Raw genomic sequence first — 21429 nt, forward strand, 5'->3', positions numbered from 1 at the left:
GCGGTGCCGACGCCGCCGTCCCGACCGGGGAGGGCCCGATGACCGACCGCACCGTCCACCTGTCCGCAGCCCCACCGCTGCCGTCCCGCCCCGGGATCACCGCCGCGGCGCCGGACCTCACGGTCGCCCGCGAGTCCGCCCCGGCCGGACCGACGGAGACCATCCCCACCGCGCCGGTGGGTGCCGACACCCCGCTCCTGGAGCGGGAGGTGGCCCCGGTGACGGACCGCGAGTGGGCGGGTTATGCCCTCGGGGCCTCCGCCCTGGCGGTGCTGGGGTCCTTCGGCCCCTGGCTCATCGGGACGGTCATGGTCAGTCAGCTGACGGTCGCCGGAACCCAGGGGGACGGCGTCTACACGCTGGCGCTGGGTCTGCTCGCGGCGGCGACGGCCCACCTGCACCGGCGCCGAGGCGGCATCGGGATGAGCTGGGCGCCCTGGACGCTCGCGGTGCTCGGAGCGGGCTGCGCGGGGTCGACCATCCCGGCGCTGCACAAGATCGCCACGACCCACCAGGAGGGCCTGAGCATGTCGCCCGGGTGGGGGCTGATCGTGGCGCTGCTGAGCGGGATCGCGCTCACGGCGGTGGGTGTCGCGTGGGCGCTGCCGGCTCGTCACCGCCCCCTCCACCCGGCTCCGGCGACCCTGCCCGAGCCCGGGGCCTGAGCCCGGCGGACCCTCGCCCGGCGGGGCCTGGGCAGCCCCGCGCGGGGTGCACCGAGCGTAGGACCGACCCGGACCGCCGGTAGTGTCCTCCCATGAGCGAGCAGCACGACGTCGTCGAGATCATCCGGGCCAAGCGTGATCACCAGGCCCTCAGCGACGGCCAGATCGACTGGGTGGTCGATGCCTACACCCGCGGGGTCGTGGCCGACGAGCAGATGTCGGCCCTGGCGATGGCGATCCTGCTCAACGGCATGGAGCGGCGCGAGATCGCCCGCTGGACCGCGGCGATGATCGCGACCGGGCAGCGCATGGACTTCTCCTCGCTGAGCCGGCCCACGGCCGACAAGCACTCGACCGGTGGGGTCGGCGACAAGATCACCCTGCCGCTCGCGCCCCTCGTCGCGGCGTGCGGCGTCGCCGTTCCCCAGCTGTCCGGCCGCGGCCTCGGCCACACCGGCGGCACCCTCGACAAGCTCGAGTCCATCCCCGGGTGGCGGGCGGCGCTGACCAACGACGAGATGATGCGCCAGCTCGAGGACGTCGGCGCCGTCGTCTGCGCGGCAGGCTCCGGGCTGGCCCCGGCCGACAAGAAGCTCTATGCCCTGCGCGACGTCACCGGCACCGTCGAGGCGATCCCGCTCATCGCCAGCTCGATCATGTCCAAGAAGATCGCCGAGGGCACCGGCGCGCTCGTCCTGGACGTCAAGGTCGGCTCCGGCGCGTTCATGAAGTCGCTCGACGACGCCCGCGAGCTCGCCCGCACCATGGTCGATCTCGGCACCGACGCCGGCGTCACCACCGTCGCCCTCCTCACCGACATGAGCACCCCGCTGGGCCTGACCGCGGGCAACGCCCTCGAGGTCCGCGAGTCCGTCGAGGTGCTCGCCGGCGGCGGACCCCAGGACGTCGTCGACCTCACCGTGGCGCTCGCCCGCGAGATGCTCACCGCCGCAGGCCGACCCGACGAGGACCCCGCCCAGGCGCTCGCCGACGGCCGCGCCATGGACGTGTGGCGGGCGATGATCGCCGCGCAGGGCGGGGACCCCGACGCGCCCCTGCCCACGAGCCGGGAGCAGCACGTGGTCACCGCCGCCGAGAGCGGTGTCCTGCAGCGTCTCGACGCGTATGCCGTGGGCCTGGCGGCCTGGCGGCTCGGGGCCGGACGGGCCCGCCAGCAGGACCCGGTGCAGGCCGCCGCCGGTGTCGAGATCCACGCCCGCCCCGGCGATCTCGTGGCCGCGGGGCAGCCCCTGCTCACCCTGCACACCGACACCCCGGAGCGCGTCGACCGCGCCGTCGCCGCCCTCGAGGATGCGTGGGCGATCGGCGAGGGGCAGCCTGAGCGGCACGAGGTGGTGCTGGACCGCATCGCCCGCGGGTGAGCCCCTGGCCGGCTGAGCACGCACCGGCACCGCACCGACCGGTCCGACCAGATCCTTCTCGGCATACGCACGCAAGGAGATCCGCATGAGCCTCGTCCGGTGGCCCGCCCTCGACCAGCTGCGGGAGCGCACCAGCGCCAAGTGGTCGCTCTACGAGCCCGACGTGCTGCCGATGACCGTCGCCGAGATGGACTGCGCCCTGGCGCCGGTCGTGGCCGACGCGCTGCACGAGGCGATCTCGCGCGGAGACACCGGCTACCCGAGCTTCGGCCGGGGGCTGCAGGAGGCCTTCGCGGGCTTCGCCGAGCGCCGCTGGGGCTGGCGGGTGGACGAGTCCCAGGCGACGCTGTGCGCCGACGTGTCGGTCGGGATCATGGCCGCGATGACGGCGCTGCTCGACGAGGGCGACACGGTGGTGATCATGCCGCCGGTCTACCCGCCGTTCTTCCACTACGGCGCAGAGACCGGCATGCGCACCGTCGAGGTGCCGCTGCTGCTGGGCGACGCGGGCCACGCCATCGACCTGGACGGCATCGAGCGCGAGCTGCGCGCCGGCGCCCGCGCGGTGCTGCTGTGCCACCCGCACAACCCCGTCGGCCTGGTCCACCCGCGCGCCGAGCTGGCCGCCCTCGCCGAGCTGGTCGCCCGCCACGACGCCTGTGTCATCAGCGACGAGATCCACGCCCCGCTGACCCTGCCGGGGACGACGTTCACGCCCTACCTCGCCGTCTCGGACGCTGCCCGCGAGCACGGCGTCGCGATGCACGCCGCCTCCAAGGCGTGGAACATCGCCGGCCTCAAGGCCGCCCTCATCGTCACCGACAGCGCCACCGTGCGGGGGCGCCTGGCGGGCGGTCTGCCCTACGAGCTGCCCTACCACGCAGGGCAGCTCGGCTATCTCGCCGCCGAGGCGGCCTATCGCGGCGGCGACGCCTGGCTGGACGACCTGGTCACCGACCTCGCCGCCCACCACGAGCAGCTGCGCCGCGGTCTGCCCGCCGGCGCCCGGGTCGTCGCTCCCGCCCGCGCGACCTTCCTGACCTGGGTGGACGTCTCCGGTCTCGGGCTCGGCGACGACCCGGCAGGACGGTTGCTCACCGACGCCCGGCTCGCGGTCGGGATCGGCGCGGAGTTCGGCGCGCGCTGGCACGACCACGTGCGCTTCAACGTGGGCACCGGGCCCGCGATCATCGACGAGGGCCTGCGCCGACTGGCCGCGGTGGCGGGGGAGGACCGCTGATGGAGGGCAACCGGTGGGCGGGCAAGGTGCTCGCGATCGTCATCGTGCTGATGGTCCTCGGGCCGTTGATCCTGCTGAGCGTGGTGAAGCCGTCCGACTGGGCGCTGCCCACCATCGCGTTCGTCCTGACCGGGGTGTACGTCTGGCTGCACAACCGCAACCAGGCCCGCCGCGGGTGACCCACCCTCGCCGACAGCGGCCGCAACGGTCCTGGCGGACACGACGAAGGCCGTCTCCCAGCCCGGTTGCGAGGACGCCGCGTCGCCCGCGACGCGGTGGACGGCTGCGCAGGGCGTTGTCCGAGCGAGCGAGAAGAGCGACGTCCCGGTCCCAGATCCTGCGACGACAGGGCATGACCCGGCCCGCCACGTCCGGCGGGGGGCACCGAGGTCGACCCTGCCGACCGGCCGGTAAGGTGCGGTGCCCACACCGGGCAAACACCTGCACCGCAAGGAGATTCACCCGTGGGCGGCGCCGCCATCCTGATCCTGTCCTTCGTGACCACCGCGACCGCGGTCACCCTGATGAAGGGCGTCCTCGCGCCTCGGCTCCGGCTGGGGGCCAGGGTCGTGCTGGCCCTGGCGTTCGCCGCCGTCGCCTTCGCCGCGCCCGTCATCGTGGGGCGGTTCCTGCCCACCGAGCTGGTGCTGGTCGTGGATCTGACCAGGGTCGTCCTGGCGGGCTGTCACTTCGTCGGTGTCTTCAGCGGATTCGTCTTCGGCACCCAGCTCGGGAGGCGCTGACCGGCGATCAGGAGGGATCTGAGGGCGTGCCGACCGGCGCGGCCCGGCCTGCGCGACATCCCCCTTCGCCCCGCCCACGGCACATCCCGTCGGCCACCGTGGGCCTGGTCTTCGCGATGATGGGCTTCCTGAGCTTCCTGCTGGCCCCCTCGGCGGCACCCTGATCGACCTCGTCGGGTCGCGGCCGGTGATCCTGTGGGGCGTCGCCGTCGAGGCGGTGTCGGCCTCTCTGCTCGGCCACGTGGACTCCACCGCGCGGGCCCTCGCGATCGCGGCCCTGCTGTTCCCCTCGCTGCGCCGCCTCCTCACCGACGCCGAGGACGGCATCCCCCACCCCGAGCGCCGGGCGACCCGGCTAGGTTGAGAGGATGCCGGAGCTGATCACCGACCCCGTCCGCATCCCCGTCCCCGGCGGCAAGGTCGTCGACGAGCACGTCGGTGCCGCCTCCACGGGTGACCGGGGCGTCTCCGTCGCCCGCATGGTCGCCCCCGCCGGGTGGAGCGAGCCGGCCCAGACGCCGGACTTCGACGAGGTCACCGTGGTGCTCGCGGGCGAGGTCCTCGTCGAGCACGACGGCGGTACCGTGCACGTCGGCCCGGGTCAGAGCGTCGTCACCCGGGCCGGGGAGCGGATCCGCTACTCCTGCGGCCCGCAGGGCGCGGAGTACCTCGCGATCTGCACCCCCGCCTTCACACCGAACACCGCCCACCGAGACGAGGAGCCACAGCCATGAGCGACCCCACGATCCTTCCGGCATACGACGTCGACCCGCTGGTCGCCCGCGTGCCCAAGGTGCTCCTTCACGAGCACCTCGACGGCGGGGTGCGTCCGAGCACGGTCCTCGAGCTGGCTCAGGAGACCGGGTATGCCGACCTGCCCGCGGCGACGCCGGGTGACCTCGGCCGGTGGTTCCGCGAGAGCGCGGACAGCGGGTCGCTGGAGCGCTACCTGGAGACCTTCGCGCACACCGTCGCGGTGATGCAGACCCAGGACGCGCTGCGCCGGGTCGCCCGCGAGGAAGCCCTGGATCTCGCGGCCGACGGCGTGGTCTATGCCGAGGTGCGCTACGCCCCCGAGCTGCACCTGGAGCGCGGGCTGACGCCTGCCCAGGTGGTCGAGGCGGTCAACGCCGGGCTGCGCGAGGGGGAGGGGCTCGCCCGCGAGGCCGGCCGCCCGATCCGCGTCACCGCGCTGCTGACCGCCATGCGGCACGCGGCGATGTCGCGGGAGATCGCCGAGCTGGCGGTGCGTTTCCGTGACGAGGGGGTCAGCGGCTTCGACATCGCCGGGGCCGAGGCGGGTCACCCGCCGACGCGGCACCTGGACGCCTTCCAGCACCTCGCCCGGGAGAACGCCCACTTCACCATCCACGCGGGGGAGGCCTTCGGGCTGCCGTCGATCCAGGAGGCGCTGACCTGGTGCGGGGCCGACCGGCTCGGGCACGGGGTGCGGATCGTCGACGACCTCACGGTGGACGGCACCCCGGTGCCGTCGTGGGTGGCCGAGCACGGTCGGCTGCCGGACCCCGCCCAGGTGCGCCTCGGACGGCTCGCGGCCTACGTGCGGGACAAGCGCGTCCCGCTGGAGATGTGCCCGTCGAGCAATGTCCAGACCGGAGCCTCGCCGAGCATCGCGCTGCACCCGATCACCCTGCTCAAGGACCTGCGGTTCCGGGTGACGGTCAACACCGACAACCGCCTGATGAGCGACACCTCGATGGGGCGGGAGATGACCCTGCTGGTGCGCGAGTCGGGCTGGGGTGCCAGCGATCTGCGGTGGGTCACCATCAACGCGATGAAGTCGGCCTTCCTGCCCTTCGACGAGCGCCTCGCCCTCATCGACGAGGTGATCAAGCCGGGATATGCGGAGTGACCTTCCGTGATATCTCCTCGTCGGGCCGGGGTCGACGAAACGATTCGCAGATAGTCCATCCGTGTCCCTTGAACAGGTATGTCCCAGGGATCTACAGTTTGCTCACTTACCACCACCCATCCAGGTGACAGATTGGATCCCCCATGTCACGCTCCACCCCCCGTCCCGGGCGCCTGGCGATCACTCTCGCGGCCTCGCTGACCCTGGCCTCCGGGGTGCCGGCCGCACCGGTCCACGCGGCGACGCAGCCGCGTGAGGCCGGCGCTCCCACCCCCGCAGCCCCCACCCCCGCGGCCCGCGCCGCCGAGCCCGCCGAGCTGATCGTCAAGTTCAAGCCCGAGCACCGTGGCCTGCAGGCCACCTCCGAGCGCCGCCAGACCCTCGCCGCCGCGGGTCGCCGGGGCGGCTCCACCCTGTCCGAGGTCCGCACGCTCGGCATCGGGGCCACCCTGGTCGCCACGACCGCCACCACCCCGGCCGCCACCGAGCGGGCCCGGCAGGCGCTGCTCGCCAGCGGCGCCGTGGAGTACGCCGTGGTCAACGGCCGCGTGTCGGGCTTCGACCTCCCCGGAGCCCCGAACGACCCGCGCTATCCCGAGCAGTGGGACCTCAACGACGCCATCGGCGGCATCAACGCGCCCGCCGCCTGGCAGCAGGCCCAGGGCAACGGCGCCGTGGTCGCGGTCCTGGACACCGGCATCACCAGGCATCCCGACCTGGACGCCAACGTGCTGCCCGGCTACGACATGGTCAGCAAGGCGGTCTACGCCCGCGACAACGACGGTCGCGACGCCAACCCCCAGGACGAGGGCGACTGGAACGCCGACGGCGAGTGCTCGGCCTCCTTCCAGCACGACTCCAGCTGGCACGGCACCCACGTCGCAGGGACCATCGCCGCGGTGACCGACAACCGCACCGGCGTCGCGGGCATCGCGCCCAAGGCCAAGATCGTCCCGGTCCGGGTCCTCGCCAAGTGCGGCGGCTCCGACGCCGACGTCATCGACGCCATCACGTGGGCGTCCGGCGGCGCGGTCGCCGGCACCACCCCCAACGCCAACCCCGCCAAGGTCGCCAACCTGAGCCTCGGTGGCAAGGAGGCCTGCACCCCGGCCTACCAGGAGGCCATCAACGCCGCCGCCGGTCGCGGCATGACCATCGTCACCGCCGCGGGCAACTCTCACGACGACTCGGCCAACTACGCTCCCGGCAACTGCGCTGGCGTGGTCAACGTCAGTGCCACCGGCAAGGGTGGCGCGCTCACGTACTACTCGAACCACGGCTCCAACATCGCCCTCGCGGCTCCCGGCGGCGAGAAGGACAAGATCGTGGGCGACACCGCGATCCTGTCGACGATGAACGCCGGGAAGACCACTCCGGGTGACCCGACCTACGTGCAGTACGCCGGCACCTCGATGGCTGCGCCCCACGTCGCCGGTGTGGCCGGGCTGCTGGTGGGGCTCAAGCCCACGCTGACTCCCGCCGAGGTGCGCAGCACGCTGACGTCCACCGCGCGCGCGTTCCCGTCCTCCTGCACCGGCTGCGGCGCGGGCATCCTGGACGCGGGCGCCGCGGTCGCCAAGGTGACCGGCAAGGTCCCCGACCAGGGCCGCGACATCCTCACCAACGGCGGCTTCGAGTCGGGCAGCACCGGTTGGACGGCCACCCCCAGCACGGTCATCACGACCGGTGACGCCGCCGAGGGCACCCACCTGGCCAAGCTCAACGGCCAGGGCCGCACCAACACCGCGGCGCTGAGCCGCAGCGTGACCATCCCGTCGACCTCGCAGGCAACCTTGTCCTTCAAGCTCAAGGTCCTCAGCGACGAGATCACGACGACCACGCCGCGGGACACCCTCACCGTCACCGCGGGCAGCACGACGTTGGCGACCTACTCCAACCTGGGCAAGACCTCAGGCTACGTCGATGCCAGCATCGACCTGACGAAGTATGCCGGTCAGACGGTCACCCTGACCTGGACCGGCAAGGAGGACTCCTGGAAGCAGACGACCTTCCAGGTGGACGCGGTGGCCCTCAAGGTCCGGTGACCGGGGCGCTCCCCACACCGCGCAGGAGGACGGCCCCGGCAGGCGCAGCCGGGGCCGTCGGCGCGTCCGCCGATCGACGCGGCCTGCCGACGTGCGGCGCACCGCGAGCACGCCGTCGGGACCCGCGGGATCTGCTCGGCGTGGTGACACCCAGCGGTTGAGCACCGGCCGGCCGCGGGAGTCTGGAGCCCACGTCGGGATTCATAGCGGCAGGGCGGGCCGCGTCGGTGACCCGGGGCGACGCAAGGGCCTCGACCGCGAGTGCGCCGCCTCGCTGGACGGCACCGTCACCATCCCCACCGGCTTCCTGGGGCGAGCCGTGGGCTCCGTGCACCCCGTCCACCGTCGAGCCGCCGGGCCCGCTGCCAGGCCTCGCCCGGGGTGACCGGGTCGGCCCCGAGCCACACCTGGTGGGCGACCGTGCCACGCTCGCCCCGGCGCAGCGCGAGCCCGCGGCGCACCAGCGTCAGCGGGGGCTTGCGCCGCTCGCGCAGATCGCGGGCGAGCCGCAGCGTGAACGTGACCCACGGGGTGCGCCGCACGCACCAGGCCTCGCGGAGCAGCCCACGGCGGCGCAGGTCGCCCACCAGCTCGGCGGCGAAGATCCCCTCCGCGACCACGAGCCGGCCCGGCGGCAGCGTCACCCGCGCCCCGGCCACCCGGCGTGAGGTGGCGATGTCGTATCCCGGCAGGTCGACCTCGCCCGTCAGGCACAGGGCCTCCAGGGCGTCGAGCGCGGCGGCGGCGTCCCAGGACCGTGGGTCGTCCCAGTCCGGGATGCCGAGCTCGGCGAGCATGGGCAGGCCCGGGTCGTCGCCGTCGCGATAGAAGTCGTCGAGCCGGACGGTGGGCCAGTCCAGCTCGCGGCGCAGCCGGTCGGCGAGGCGGGACTTGCCCGCGCCGCCCGGCCCGCACACCACGACCACCCGGGCGCGGTCGCCCGGCGCGACCGTGCGCGACGACCGCGCCGGGGCGTCGCTCACAGCGCGGTCAGCCGGGTCAGGTCCTCCCGGATGCCGGCCAGCCGGCGAGCGGCCTCGGCGCGGGCCCGGGCCAGGTCCTCTCGGCCCCGCACGGGCTCGATCGCCTCGAGATAGACCTTGACCTTGGGCTCGGTGCCGGAGGGCCGCACGACGATCCGGGACCCGTCCGCGAGGTGGTAGCGCAACCCGTCGGTGGGGGGCAGGTCGGCCGACCCGGCAGCCAGGTCGTCGAGACGCTCGACCGCAGACCCCCCGATCTGCTCGGGCCTCTCGCCGCGCAGGCGTTCCATCAGGGCGGGCATCAGCGCCAGGTCGCTCACCCGCACCGAGAAGGCATCGGTCGCGTGGACGCCGTGGGCCACGGCCAGGTCGTCGAGCACGTCGGTGAGGGTGCGGCCCTGGGCCTTGAGACGGGCGACCAGTTGGACGAGCACCAGCGCCGCGGAGACGCCGTCCTTGTCCTGCACGGCATCCGGGTCGACGCAGTACCCGAGCGCCTCCTCGTAGCCGTAGGCCAGCCCCGGCACCCGGGCGATCCACTTGAAGCCGGTCAGCGTCTCGCGGTGCTCCAACCCCGCCGCGCGCGCCATGGCAGCGAGCAGCCGGGAGGACACGATCGAGCAGGCGAGGACCCGACGGGGGGCGGTGGGGTCGGCCAGCAGCCGGTCGACGGCAGCCTGCCCGAGGACCGCGCCGAGCTCGTCGCCGCGCAGCATCCGCCAGCCCTCGCCGTCGCGGACGGCCGCGGCGCACCGGTCGGCGTCCGGGTCGTTGGCGACGACCAGGTCCGGGTCCGCCTGGGCCGCGAGGTCGAGCGCCGCGTCGATCGCGCCGGGCTCCTCGGGGTTGGGGAAGGCCACGGTGGGGAAGTCCGGGTCCGGGGCCTCTTGGCTCGAGACCTCCTGCGGCGCAGGCAGACCCGCCTGCGCGAAGGCCCGCTGCACGGTCTCGGTGCCGACGCCGTGCAGGGAGGTGTGGACCACGGTGACGTCGCGCGGGGTGTCCGCGTCGACCAGCGCCGCGGCCCGCGCCACGTAGGCGTCGAGCAGCTCCTCGCCCAGCGTCTGCCAGCCGTCGTCCGCACGGGGAACGTCCGCGACGGATCCGACCGCGGCGATGTGCGCGGCGATCTGCGCGTCGACGGGCGGCACGATCTGCGAGCCGTCCCCGAGATAGACCTTGTAGCCGTTGTCCTGCGGCGGGTTGTGCGACGCCGTCACCATGACGCCGGCGTCCGCCCCGAGATGCCGTATGGCGAAGGCCAGCACCGGGGTCGGCAGCGGGCGGGGGAGGACCAGCGCCCGCCCGCCCGCAGCGGTGACCACGGCCGCGGTGTCCCGGGCGAACTCGTCGGAGCCGTGGCGCGCGTCGAAGCCCACGACCACGACCGGCGCGGCCCGCCCGCCCTCGCCCTGCAGCCAGGCGACGAGCCCGGCCGCGGCGCGGATGACGACGGCGCGGTTCATCCGGCGCGGACCCGCCCCGAGCGCGCCGCGCAGCCCGGCGGTGCCGAACTCCAGCGTCCCCGCGAAGCGGTCGGCCAGGTCCGCCGCGGCCACGGTGTCGCCGCGCTCGGCGGCGAGGACCAGCGCGTCCAGCTCGGCGCGGGTGGTCTCGTCGGGATCGTCGTCGCGCCAGGTGCGGGCGGTGGCCAGCAGGGCGGCGAGCGCGTCGGCGCGGGCGGCGTCGGTGCGGTTCGTCATACGGCTCGACGCTCCTCGTGGTCGGCGGGGCGGCGCTGGGCGATCCGGGTCACGACGTCGGCGAGCAGCCGACCGCACCGGTCGGACGCGGCCCGGCCCGCCTCGAGGACCTCCTCGTGGGAGAGCGCCTGGTCCGAGACGCCGGCCGCGGGGTTGGTCACCAGGGAGACGCCGAGCACCTCCAGACCGGCGTGGCGGGCGGCGATCGCCTCGAGGGAGGTGGACATGCCGACCAGGTCACCGCCGAGGGTGCGCGCCATCCGCACCTCGGCGGGCGTCTCGTAGTGGGGCCCGGGGAACTGCACGTAGACCCCCTCCGCCAGCCCGGGGTCGACCTCGCGCGCGAGCGCCCGCAGGCGCGAGGAGTAGAGGTCGGTGAGGTCCACGAAGGTCGCGCCCTCCAGCGGGGAGTGCGCGGTGAGGTTGATGTGGTCGCTGATGAGCACCGGGGTGCCCGGTGCCCACTCCGGGCGCAGCCCCCCGCAGCCGTTGGTGAGGACGACGGTGCGGCAGCCCGCGGCGGCGGCGGTGCGGACCCCGTGGACCACGGCCCGCACCCCCTTGCCCTCGTAGTAGTGGGTGCGGGTGCCGTAGACGAGTGCGCGACGCCCGGTGTCGCCCAGGGCCACGGACCGGATGGTGCTGCTGTGGCCGACCACCGCGGAGGTGGTGAAGCCCGGCACGTCGGCGTTGTCGACGACGGTCAGCGTCTCGCCGATCAGGTCCGCGGTGCCGCCCCAGCCGGAGCCCAGGACCAGGGCCACGTCGTGCTCCTCGCCGCCGGTGCGCTCGGCGATGACGGCGGCGGCGGCGCGGGCCACCTCGAAGGGATCGGTGGCGGGATCGCGCAGGTCATGGCTCATGGGTCAAACCCTAGTGGGCGGGTCAGAACCCCACCCGGAGGGCGTGCGTCTGGGCATAGCCCGTCTCCAGGTCCGTCAGGCTCACCTGGACGATCCCGTGCTCGTCCAGGACGTAGCGCTCCTCGACCAGCGGCCCCCCGGGACGTCGCTCGACGGTCGCGCCGCCCAGGCCCCGGCCGTCCCGCAGTGTCGGGTCGAAGGGGAACACCACCTCGGCGAAGGGCATCAGGTCCCCGGAGGGGTCGCCGCTCGGGGTGAGGCCGGAGTGCTCGACATACCGGTAGCACCCGAGGTTGTGCGCCGCGCGGTAGCGGCGGGTCACCACCCGCGCGGCCGAGGGGTCGAGCACGTCCTCGCGGCCGTAGATCGGGTCGAAGGAGAAGGCCTCGCCGTCGCGCAGCTCGCGGAAGACCCCGAAGCCGCGTGCCAGCCGGTCGCGCAGCGAGTAGCCCTCGGTGCCGTCCGCGGCGATGGCGAGCCCGACCGCGGTGGAGGCGGCCGGCATGGGGGAGCGGTGCACGCGGCGTCCGAAGCGCTCCCGCAGCAGCCGCGGCACGAGGGGCAGCCCGCTGCCCCCGCCGACGAGGTAGATCCCCGCGAGACCGCCGTCGTCGATGCCGTCCACGAGCGGGGCCATGCAGTCCACCGACCGCTGCACCAGCGGGGCCACCCGCTCGTAGGCCTCGGCCACGTCGATCGTGACGTCGCGCCCCGCCACGTCCAGCAGCATCCGGCGGGTCTGCGGGGAGAGCCGCTCCTTGGCGTCCCGGGTCTGGTCGAGCACAGCGGCCCGGGCGGCCCGCGGCAGCACGGCCAGGCTCGTGCTGGCACGCTCGGCGGCCAGGGTCGCGATCACCTCGTCCACGTCGTCGCCGCCCAGGCGGTTGAGCCCCGCCGAGCCGAGCACCTCGTGGTGGGTGCCGGCCACGTCCACCACCGACGCGTCGAAGGTCCCTCCGCCGAGGTCGTAGACCACGACCTTGGTCCGGGTGCGGGAGAGGGCGCGGGCCTGGCGGTGGGTGAACTCGAAGCCCGCCGCGGACGGCTCGTTGAGCATGGCGACCACGGTGAAGCCTGCCCGTCGGAAGGCCTCCAGCGTCAGGAAGCGCTGCGCCCCGTGCGCGTGGGCGGGCACCCCGATCGCGGCGCGGAGCTCGCTGTCGTGGGTCAGGTGCGGCGACAGGCTGGAGCGCTCGACCAGCTGGGTGCGCAGCGCGAGCAGGTAGGTCGTGAGCAGCTGCAGGACCGGCACCGGGCGACCGCCGACGACCACCGGGGTCTGCGCGGTCACGAGCGGGTCGGACAGGACCCGCTTGAAGGAGCGGGTGAGCTCGGCCCCGTCGGCGGCGGCGCGCAGGGCGTCGAAGCCGTGCCGGAGCCGGTCCCCGTCGCGGGCCACGAGGGAGGGGACGTGGTCGCTCGCGTCTCCGTCGTCGTCGTAGAAGGTGACGACCGGATAGTTGCCCCGGTCGGCGGTGGCGACGATCGTGCGGGTGGTGCCGAGGTCAACGCCCAGGTTCATGGAACCCAGGCTAGGGAATCGGGACACGTCGGTCACGCAAGGTCCGTGCCCCGGCACACGCGTCGTGATGGTTGGATGGACCCGTGATCGAACGCAACCAGTCTGTCGTGATCCTCGGTGGTGGCCCGGGGGGCTACGAGGCAGCCCTCGTCGCTGCTCAGCTCGGCGCCACCGTCACCGTGGTCGACCGGGACGGCCTGGGCGGTGCGGCGGTCCTCACCGACTGCGTCCCCAGCAAGGCCTTGATCTCCACCGCGAGCTTCATGACGCGTATGTCGCAGAGCCGGGACATGGGGGTGCACCTCGAGGACCCCACCACCGGGCGGAGCTCGGACCTGGAGGCCGACGACGTCGCGGTGGCCGACCTGGCCGACGTCAACGCCCGGATCCTGCGCCTGGCGGTGCGCCAGTCGCAGGACATCGAGGCCCGCCTCGTCAGCGAGGGCATCACCGTCCTCAAGGGCGTCGGTCGACTCGTCGCGCCCGGCAAGGTGTCGGTGACGCCCGTCGTGGCGACGGCGCCGGAGCACGTCACCGAGGAGGACCAGCCCGGGGTCGAGCGCGACCACGCCGAGGAGATGCTCGACGCCGACGTCGTGCTCGTGTCGGTCGGCGCCACCCCGCGGGTCCTCGCGAGCGCCCGCCCCGACGGCGAGCGGATCCTCACCTGGAAGCAGATCTGGGCGCTGCCCGAGGTGCCCGAGCACCTCGTCGTCGTCGGCTCCGGCGTCACCGGCGCCGAGCTCGCCCACGCCTATCTCGCGCTGGGCAGCAAGGTCACGCTGATCTCCTCGCGCGACCACGTCCTGCCCGGCGAGGACCCCGACGCCGCCCGTGTCATCGAGGACGTCTTCCGCCGACGCGGCATGGTGGTGCTCAACCGCTCCCGCGCCGAGACCGTCGAGCGGGTGGGTGACCGTGTCGTCGCCACCCTCACCGACGGCCGCACGGTCGAGGGCAGCCACTGCATCATGGCCGTCGGCTCGGTGCCCGCCACCGAGGGCCTGGGCCTGGCCGAGTGCGGGGTCCAGCTCACCGAGTCCGGACACATCGAGGTCGACCGGGTGTCGCGCACCAGCGTCAACGGCATCTATGCCGCTGGCGACTGCACGGCCGCCCTGCCGCTCGCGTCGGTGGCGGCGATGCAGGGGCGCACGGCGATGTGGCACGCGTTGGGCGATGCCGTGCAGCCGCTCAACCTCCACGGCGTGTCCGCCACGATCTTCACCGACCCCGAGATCGCCACGGTCGGCGTGTCCGCCAAGGACATCGCCGACCAGGAGCTCGACGTCCGCGAGATCATGATGCCGCTGGCCACGAACCCGCGCTCCAAGATGGACCAGTTCACCGACGGTTTCGTCAAGCTCTACGCCCGCAAGGCGTCGGGGCTGCTCATGGGCGGGGTCGTGGTGGCGCCCAAGGCATCCGAGCTGATCTTCCCCGTCGCCCTGGCCGTGGAGAACCGCCTCACCGTCGACCAGGTCGCGCACACCTTCACCGTCTATCCGTCGATGACCGGCTCGATCGCCGAGGCGGCGCGCCGACTGCACACGGCCGAGTGAGCGAAGCGAGGCCCGACGACGTCTGAGGCCCCGGCGGCCGGGGGTAGGGCACGAGGTGGGGGACGGGTGACCGTCCCCCACCTCGTACCTCAAGGAGGCAGCACCATGTCCAAGGTCGCATTCCTCGTCGCCGGCGAAGGGATCGAGCGCGTCGAGCTCACCCAGCCGTGGGACGCCGTCACCGAGGCCGGGCACGAGCCCGTGCTGATCAGCATCGAGGCCGGTGAGGTCCAGACCTTCGACCACCTCGACAAGGCCGAGAAGCGCCCGGTCGACGTCGTGGTCTCGCAGGCCCGGGTCGGCGACTACGCCGCCCTCGTCCTGCCCGGGGGCGTGGCCAACCCCGACGCGCTGCGGATGGAGGACGACGCGGTGTCCTTCGTCAAGGAGTTCGTCGGCTCCGGCAAGCCGGTGGCCGCGATCTGCCACGCCGCGTGGGTCCTCGTGGAGGCCGACGTGGTCCGGGGCCGCCGCCTGGCGTCGTGGCCCAGCGTCCAGACCGACATCCGCAACGCGGGCGGCGAGTGGGTCGACGAGGAGGTCGTCACCGACGGCAACCTCATCACAAGCCGCAACCCGGACGACATCCCGGCCTTCGCCAAGGCCATCGTGGCCGCCCTGCGGGGCTGACCCCGGCCCCGGCCCCGGCTCCTGCGGAGCCTTCCCGCCCCGGCACGTCGGGGAGGACTCTCGGCACCGCGCGACCGGGTGGGCACTCACCACGGCGGGCCCGGCATACCCTCTCTGGCGGGGTATGCCGGGCCCGCTCGCGCTGGACCCGCCGGGGGGCGGTCGCTGCGGCCTGGACACCGAGGTCCGGCCGAGCCGACTACCGACGGCAGGTCACTCGGCGTCCTTGATCTCCATGAGGACAGCGCCGTTGGAGACGGTCTCGCCCACCGCGGCGGCGATGCCGGTGACGGTGCCGGCCTTGTGCGCGTTGATCGGCTGCTCCATCTTCATCGCCTCGAGCACCAGGACGAGCTCGCCGGCCTGGACCTGCTGGCCCTCCTCCACCGCGATCTTGACGATGGTGCCCTGCATGGGCGCCGTGAGCGAGTCACCCGACGCCGCGGCGCCGCCCGCTCGACCGCCGCCGGCGCGGCGGGGGGCCTTCTTCTTGGCAGCAGACGCGGAGCCGCTCCCGCCGAGGGAGAGGTTGCCGGGCAGCGACACCTCCAGGCGCTTGCCGCCGACCTCGACGACGACCTTCTGGCGCTCGTCGGACTCGGGGGCGTCGGCCGCGCCGCCCGAGAAGGGCTCGATGTCGTTGGCGAACTCGGTCTCGATCCAGCGGGTGTGCACCGTGAACGGTTGCTGCGGGTCGGCCGGGGCGAAGGCCTCGTCGCGGACGACCTTGCGGTGGAAGGGCAGCACCGTCGGCATGCCGTCGATCTGGAACTCGTCGAGCGCGCGGCGGGCCCGCTCGACCGCCTGCTGGCGGGTGGCACCGGTGACGACGAGCTTGGCCAGCATGGAGTCGAAGTTGCCGCCGATGACGTCGCCCTCGACGATGCCGGTGTCCAGGCGGACGCCGGGGCCGGCGGGGGGCTCGAAGCGGGCGACCGTGCCCGGGGCGGGCAGGAAGTTGCGGCCCGCGTCCTCGCCGTTCAGCCGGAACTCGATGGAGTGGGCGTGGACCTGCGGGTCGTCGTAGCCCAGCTCCTGGCCCTCGGCGATGCGGAACATCTCGCGGACCAGGTCGATGCCGGTGACCTCCTCGGAGACCGGGTGCTCCACCTGCAGACGGGTGTTGACCTCCAGGAAGGAGATCACCCCGTCCTGGCCGACGAGGAACTCGCAGGTGCCGGCGCCGTGGTAGCCCGCCTCCTTGAGGATGGCCTTGGAGGCGCGGACGAGCTCGGCGTTCTGCTCGTCGGACAGGAACGGCGCGGGCGCCTCCTCGACGAGCTTCTGGTTGCGGCGCTGCAGCGAGCAGTCGCGGGTGGAGACGACGACGACGTTGCCGTGCTGGTCGGCGAGGCACTGGGTCTCGACGTGCCGCGGCTTGTCCAGGAAGCGCTCGACGAAGCACTCGCCACGACCGAAGGCCGTCACGGCCTCGCGGACGGCCGAGTCGTAGAGCTCGGGGATCTCCTCCATGGTGCGGGCGACCTTGAGCCCGCGTCCGCCGCCGCCGTAGGCCGCCTTGATGGCGACCGGCAGCCCGTGCTCCTGGGCGAAGGCCACGACCTCGTCGGCGGACTCGACCGGGTCCTTGGTCCCCGGCACGAGCGGCGCGTCGGCCTTGGTGGCGATGTGGCGGGCCTTGACCTTGTCGCCGAGGGAGTCGATGGCGGCCGGTGGCGGGCCGATCCAGGTCAGGCCGGCGTCGATCACGGCCTGGGCGAAGTCGGCGTTCTCGGACAGGAACCCGTAGCCGGGGTGCACGGCGTCGGCGCCGGCCTCCGAGGCGACCTGGAGGAGCTTGTCCTGGACGAGGTAGGACTCGCCGGGCGTGGACCCACCGAGGGCGTAGGCCTCGTCGGCGACCTTGACGTGGAGGGCGTCGCGGTCGGGCTCGGCGTAGACGGCGACCGAGGCGATGCCCGCGTCCTTGCAGGCGCGGGCCACGCGGACCGCGATCTCGCCACGGTTAGCGATCAGGACTTTGGTGATGGAGGCCATGGTCCGGAGCCTATTACGGCCCGCGCGCGGCGGCCCGTCGTGCGCAGTGTGATCTGCGTCGGCGGGGCTCAGTTGTTGAGCAGCCAGGCGATGAGACCGACCAGCAGCAGGGCGATGGCGACGTCACGGCCGGTCGTCGTCGAGGTCGCGGCTGCCACGGCGGGCAGCTCGGCAATCAGCGCATGCATGTCACCTATCGTGACACGTCGCCCGCCGAGGGTGGGGATCTGCGAGCGGGCGGCGCGCTAGCTCTTGCTCCGGGTGAGCAGCCACAGCAGGAACACGATCACGATGGTGGCGCCGAGGGCTCCGGGCTCCGGGCCCCGGTGGGTGCTCGACGTGCCCCAGGTGCGGCCCGTGCCGCGCGCGGTGGTCACCGTCTCGTTGATCGTCCGGGTGAGGTCCTGGCTGGTCGCGTCGTGATAGCTGCCGCCCGTGGCCTCCGCGATGCACTGCAGCTGTCGCTTGGCGGCTTCGCCGACCTCCAGGCCGACGGTGTGCACGTTCATGGCGATCCCCTCCGTCGACAGCCGCTTGGCCACCGCGCAGGGATCGCCGGAGCAGGACTCCTCGCCGTCCGACACCAGCACCACCGACCGCTGCCCGCTGCGGCCCAGGTCACCGACCACCTGCTCGAGGGTGTAGCCGATCGGGGTGTCGCCGTAGGGCGCGAAGCGTGCGATCTGGTCCTTCATGGCCCGGCGGTCGAGCCGGCCCACCGGCACCACCAGGCGGCTGTCGGTGCAGGCGGGGGAGCCCGGGGCGGCCTTGCCCGAGACCCGCACCCGGGAGCCGTAGACCCGCAGCCCGACCTGGGCGTCGTCGGGCAGCCCGTCGATCACCGAGCGCAGCGCCGCCTGGGCGCCCTCCATCCGGCTGCGACCTGCCGCGTCCCTCGCCGCCATGGACCCCGAGGAGTCCAGGATGAGCAGCATCCGTCCGCCCTTGACGTCGCCCGCGGGGGCCACGCCGGCCGCCGCCACGGTGCCGACGCGCTCGGTGACCACGGTCCTGGTGGTCTCGGCGACGGGCGCGGGCGGTGCGTCCTCGGTCCGGGTGACCGTGACGGTGGGGCGGGGGGCGGTGGTGGAGGTGACGGTGACCGTGGCGGCGGGGACCACGGAGCTCGCCGTGACCGAGGACGCCGAGGTCGTGGTCCGGCTGGCGTCGCCGCACCCGGCGAGAGCGACGGATGCCACGAACGCCGCGAGGGAGAGGCGGGCGGGACTGTTCGGTCGGGCCATGTCGGACATTCTGCCCGTGTCCGGCACGCCGTGATGCCAGGAACCCCTTGTGGCACATCACGATCGGGGCACCGTCGGCCGCGGCGCGCGGTCCTGCCGGTCGTATGTCGTCCGCTGCGCGGCACGGGCGGCGAGGTCAGCGCCCTGCCGGTCCGTGGTCGACCGGTGGCGCCGGGTCAGCCCCCCTGGGCGGGGCGGCGGCGGTAACCGACGCGGACCAGACCGACGCCCGCCGCGAGCAGCGCGCCCGCGCCGCCCAGCAGGGTCGCCACGTCGGCACCGGTCTGGGCGAGCTGCTGACCGGTCGCCGCGCCCTCGCCGCCGGCCTCGCAGGCGATCCCGTCGCTGTCGGCGTCCAGGGAGCCGGTGTAGCGCGGGTCGCCCGACGCGATGTCGGTGACGCCCTGGGCGGCGTAGTCGGGGCAGGTCATCCCGGTGCCGCCGCCGGCGCTGGCGGTGGCGGCGGACGCGGAGGTGGGCACCACGGTCGGGCTCTGGGGGGTGGCGGCCGCCGGGACCACGGCGGGCACGGAGGCCGCGGTGCCGGCCGGGCGACCGAGATCGACGGGGCCGTCCTGGGCGTTGCTCTCGCAGGCGATCCCGTCGCCGTCCTTGTCCAGAGCCGTGCGGTAGTCCGCGTCCTGCTTGCTGATGTCCGTGCGCTTGAGCGCCAGGCAGGAGGAGTACTTGTCGGACGCGGGCGGCAGGGCACCGACGCTCGGCGCCGGCGCGGCCGGGAGGGCGGCGGGCAGAGCCTGCACCCGGGCCGGGCGGGCGGTGCCCACGACGAGGGAAGGAGCGCGGTAGGCGCCGGCGGCCCGCACCGCCGACCGGCCGCCGGTCACGGTCGGCGCGGCCTCGGCCCGGGTGACCGAGGGCACGTCGACGCGGAAGACCTCGGCCGCGCTGGATGCCTCGGCCGGGAGAGCGGCGAGGCGTCCCACCAGGGTGCGGAAGGCCTTGCCGAGCGCCGCCCGGTCGCCGCTGACGGGGACCTGCGGGTCGGCGGCATAGGTGTAGTCGTCGGCCGGTCGCACGCCGGACGACAGCTGCCACACCGTGACCTGGACCGCCTGGAGCACCAGGGCGTCCCGCTCGCCCACGGGCTGGGCGGGCAGGTCCACCCCGGCGCGGTGCAGCAGGGCTTCCCGGCCGTCGGCGGTGGCGGCCAGACCGGTGAGGGTGGCGACCCGGTCGCGGATCGCGGACCACTCGGCCGGGTCCGGGACGGCGGACGGCAGGCTGTTGCTGCTCCAGCCCTCGGTGCCGCTGAGGGTCACCGAGGTGGTCGTCGGGACGGCGAGGTCGGGCTCCATCGTGAAGCCCGTCGTGTCGCGGGTCCCGTCGCCGTCGGTGTCGAAGGCATAGGGCAGGGCGAGGACGTCGCGGCGCTGCGGGCCGGTCGTCGGGTCACCGGGCAGGACGACGGCGACGGGCACGGGGGCTGCCGTCTGTCGTGCGGGCTGCAGGGCGGCCGAGGCCGGCGGGAGCGCCGGCGAGACCGGGCGGCGCGGCGCGGTGGGCGTGGGGCTGGGGGCCGGGGACGCGGTCGCCGTCGGCGGGGTCGTCGGTGCCGCGGTCGGCGCGCCCGCGGTGGGGGCCGGGGAGGTCGGCGTCGGTGCCGGGGTGGCGCCCGGCGTGGTGGGGGCCGGGGGAGCGGTGGGTGCCGGCGTGGGTGCGGCGATGGGGGTCGCGCCCGGCGCGGTGGTGGGTGCCGTGGTCGCGCGCGGCGCCGGGGTGCTGCCGGGCAGCGCGGTGCCCAGGGCGGGCACGGCGCGGGTGAGGGGCGCGGTGCCCGCGACGGGGATCAGACGACCCTCCACCCCGGAGGGGGCGGTGACGACGAGCTCGGGGCCGGCGCTGCCGCCGACCGGCGTGTCGAGCAGGGCGCGGTAGACCGCGACGTGCACGGCGGCCAGGGCAGCGAGGTCCATGCCCGTCGGACCGGTGGCGTAGGGACGGGCGGCCGGCTGGACGGGTGCGCCCTGGTGCCAGATGGCCACCTGCGCCGCGTCGGCCACGACCCGGTCGAGGAGATCGGCGTCGAGCGCCGCGGCGCCGGGGACCTGTCGGCCGAGGGCCAGCCGTTGGTCGCGGGACGCGGTGGCCAGGGCGATCCGGGCGGCCCGCGTGCCGGTCGCGGACCGGGTCTGGCGCACCTGCAGGCGGGTGGCCTGCTCGATCTCCGGGGTCAGGGTGAGCTGGTAGGCCACGGTGTCCCGCGTGCCGTCGCCGTCCGTGTCCAGCTCGAGGGGGGCGGCGAGGGAGGTGAAGGTGCTTCCGGCCCGGTCGAGGCTCACGGGCAGCGCCGACCGACCGCCCGGGGCGGGGACGGCGGGGTCGCTGGGGGCTGCTGCCCGTGCGGGCGACACGCTCACCAGGGACAGAGCGAGCAGCGTGCCGGCGGATGCGAGCAGTCGCGGGCTCGTGGAAGACATGCAGGTCCTTCAGGTCGTGGGCGTACCCGTCGACCGTATGCGGACCGCCGCAGCGGACACACTCAAAGAGAGATAACTAGCCCGAAAGAGGGGAGGTGTCTGGTGCCGACCCCGGGGTGGCCGGTCCCGGGCCCCGGTGCACCTCGCGCCGGGCGAGCTCCTCGCGACAGCGCTGCTCGAACCGATCGAGCTCGGCCATCGACGCGCGCAGGTCCTCCAGGCGCTGACGCAGGTCCTCCCGGCGGTCGTCGATCTGGTCGAGGACGTAGCGCAGCTGGGAGGTCGGGCCCTGCGCCTCGTCATACATCTCGACGATGGTGCGGATCTCCTCGAGGGGGAAGCCCAGTCGCCTGCCCCGCAGGATCAGCCCGAGCCGGGTGCGCTCGCGGCGGTGGTAGACGCGCTGGGTGCCGCGCCGCTCGGGGGAGAGCAGGCCCAGGTCCTCGTAGTGGCGGACGGTGCGATGCGTCACCCCGAAGTCGGCCGCGATCTGCGCGATCGACCACTCGTCCGGGGTTGTCATGCCCTGCATCGTGCT

The 21429-nt window shown here is 74.2% G+C and carries 19 protein-coding genes; 11 read left to right on the forward strand and 8 right to left on the reverse strand.

What is annotated here, in order from left to right:
- Window positions 1-38: 38 nt before the first annotated feature.
- The 9 genes from MM438_RS04240 to MM438_RS04285 all read left to right on the forward strand — a co-directional run bounded on the left by MM438_RS04240 (window position 39) and on the right by MM438_RS04285 (window position 7948).
- Window positions 39-665 carry a hypothetical protein gene (locus tag MM438_RS04240; RefSeq protein ID WP_241451285.1) on the forward strand — a complete coding sequence of 209 codons (627 nt, stop codon included), beginning with the start codon at window positions 39-41 and terminating at the stop codon, window positions 663-665.
- A gap of 92 nt (window positions 666-757) precedes the next feature.
- Window positions 758-2047 (forward strand): thymidine phosphorylase, encoded by a 1290-nt coding sequence (locus tag MM438_RS04245; protein ID WP_241451286.1) that lies wholly within the window; start codon window positions 758-760, stop codon window positions 2045-2047.
- Window positions 2048-2132: 85 nt separating this feature from the next.
- Window positions 2133-3287: a MalY/PatB family protein gene (locus tag MM438_RS04250; RefSeq protein WP_241451288.1), complete on the forward strand. Its 1155-nt coding sequence runs from the start codon at window positions 2133-2135 to the stop codon at window positions 3285-3287.
- Window positions 3287-3466, forward strand: a complete 180-nt coding sequence (locus tag MM438_RS04255; RefSeq protein ID WP_241451289.1) for a hypothetical protein — start codon at window positions 3287-3289, stop codon at window positions 3464-3466. Before MM438_RS04250 ends, MM438_RS04255 begins: the two co-directional genes overlap by 1 nt.
- A 285-nt stretch (window positions 3467-3751) precedes the next feature.
- Entirely contained in the window at window positions 3752-4030 is a 279-nt protein-coding gene (locus MM438_RS04260; protein ID WP_241451290.1) for a hypothetical protein, read from the forward strand.
- 187 nt (window positions 4031-4217) lie between these two features.
- Window positions 4218-4394, forward strand: a complete 177-nt coding sequence (locus tag MM438_RS04265; protein WP_241451291.1) for a hypothetical protein — start codon at window positions 4218-4220, stop codon at window positions 4392-4394.
- Window positions 4395-4398: 4 nt separating this feature from the next.
- On the forward strand, window positions 4399-4764 hold the full coding sequence (locus tag MM438_RS04270; RefSeq protein ID WP_241451293.1) for a cupin domain-containing protein: 366 nt from the start codon (window positions 4399-4401) through the stop codon (window positions 4762-4764).
- A complete protein-coding gene (locus tag MM438_RS04275; protein WP_241451294.1) occupies window positions 4761-5903 on the forward strand; it encodes an adenosine deaminase in 1143 nt (380 codons plus the stop codon). The genes MM438_RS04270 and MM438_RS04275 overlap by 4 nt, the downstream gene beginning before the upstream one ends.
- A gap of 143 nt (window positions 5904-6046) precedes the next feature.
- Entirely contained in the window at window positions 6047-7948 is a 1902-nt protein-coding gene (locus tag MM438_RS04285; RefSeq protein WP_277627917.1) for a S8 family peptidase, read from the forward strand.
- Window positions 7949-8235: 287 nt separating this feature from the next.
- On the opposite strand, the gene MM438_RS04290 is transcribed toward MM438_RS04285, so the two are convergent.
- Genes MM438_RS04290 through MM438_RS04305 form a run of 4 tightly spaced genes read right to left on the reverse strand, consistent with a single transcriptional unit; the run spans window position 8236 to window position 13019 of the window.
- Window positions 8236-8931 (reverse strand): uridine kinase family protein, encoded by a 696-nt coding sequence (locus tag MM438_RS04290; RefSeq protein ID WP_241451296.1) that lies wholly within the window; start codon window positions 8929-8931, stop codon window positions 8236-8238.
- Window positions 8928-10634 carry a phospho-sugar mutase gene (locus MM438_RS04295; protein WP_241451297.1) on the reverse strand — a complete coding sequence of 569 codons (1707 nt, stop codon included), beginning with the start codon at window positions 10632-10634 and terminating at the stop codon, window positions 8928-8930. The genes MM438_RS04290 and MM438_RS04295 overlap by 4 nt, the downstream gene beginning before the upstream one ends.
- Entirely contained in the window at window positions 10631-11497 is an 867-nt protein-coding gene (locus MM438_RS04300; protein WP_241451299.1) for a purine-nucleoside phosphorylase, read from the reverse strand. Before MM438_RS04300 ends, MM438_RS04295 begins: the two co-directional genes overlap by 4 nt.
- Window positions 11498-11519: 22 nt before the next feature.
- Complete coding sequence (locus MM438_RS04305; RefSeq protein WP_241451300.1) at window positions 11520-13019, reverse strand: Hsp70 family protein; 1500 nt, start codon at window positions 13017-13019, stop codon at window positions 11520-11522.
- An 83-nt stretch (window positions 13020-13102) separates the two neighbouring features.
- Here MM438_RS04305 and MM438_RS04310 point away from each other — a divergent pair, with 83 nt between their 5' ends.
- Together MM438_RS04310 and MM438_RS04315 are read left to right on the forward strand one after the other, a co-directional pair.
- Window positions 13103-14581, forward strand: coding sequence for an NAD(P)H-quinone dehydrogenase (locus tag MM438_RS04310; protein ID WP_241451301.1), 1479 nt, complete (start codon window positions 13103-13105; stop codon window positions 14579-14581).
- Between the two features lie 105 nt (window positions 14582-14686).
- A complete protein-coding gene (locus MM438_RS04315) occupies window positions 14687-15211 on the forward strand; it encodes a type 1 glutamine amidotransferase domain-containing protein (protein ID WP_241451302.1) in 525 nt (174 codons plus the stop codon).
- A gap of 213 nt (window positions 15212-15424) precedes the next feature.
- On the opposite strand, the gene MM438_RS04320 is transcribed toward MM438_RS04315, so the two are convergent.
- From MM438_RS04320 to MM438_RS04335, 4 genes are all read right to left on the reverse strand, one after another.
- Window positions 15425-17209 carry an ATP-binding protein gene (locus MM438_RS04320; protein WP_241451303.1) on the reverse strand — a complete coding sequence of 595 codons (1785 nt, stop codon included), beginning with the start codon at window positions 17207-17209 and terminating at the stop codon, window positions 15425-15427.
- 245 nt (window positions 17210-17454) lie between these two features.
- A complete protein-coding gene (locus tag MM438_RS04325) occupies window positions 17455-18453 on the reverse strand; it encodes a vWA domain-containing protein (RefSeq protein ID WP_241451304.1) in 999 nt (332 codons plus the stop codon).
- A gap of 176 nt (window positions 18454-18629) precedes the next feature.
- The gene (locus MM438_RS04330) at window positions 18630-20891 is read right to left on the reverse strand and encodes an excalibur calcium-binding domain-containing protein (protein ID WP_241451305.1); all 2262 of its coding nucleotides are present in this window, start codon (window positions 20889-20891) and stop codon (window positions 18630-18632) included.
- 76 nt (window positions 20892-20967) lie between these two features.
- Entirely contained in the window at window positions 20968-21414 is a 447-nt protein-coding gene (locus tag MM438_RS04335) for a MerR family transcriptional regulator (RefSeq protein ID WP_241451306.1), read from the reverse strand.
- Window positions 21415-21429 lie beyond the last annotated feature (15 nt).

Origin of the sequence: Arsenicicoccus dermatophilus, assembly GCF_022568795.1 — a bacterium.
Taxonomy (GTDB): domain Bacteria; phylum Actinomycetota; class Actinomycetes; order Actinomycetales; family Dermatophilaceae; genus Arsenicicoccus; species Arsenicicoccus dermatophilus.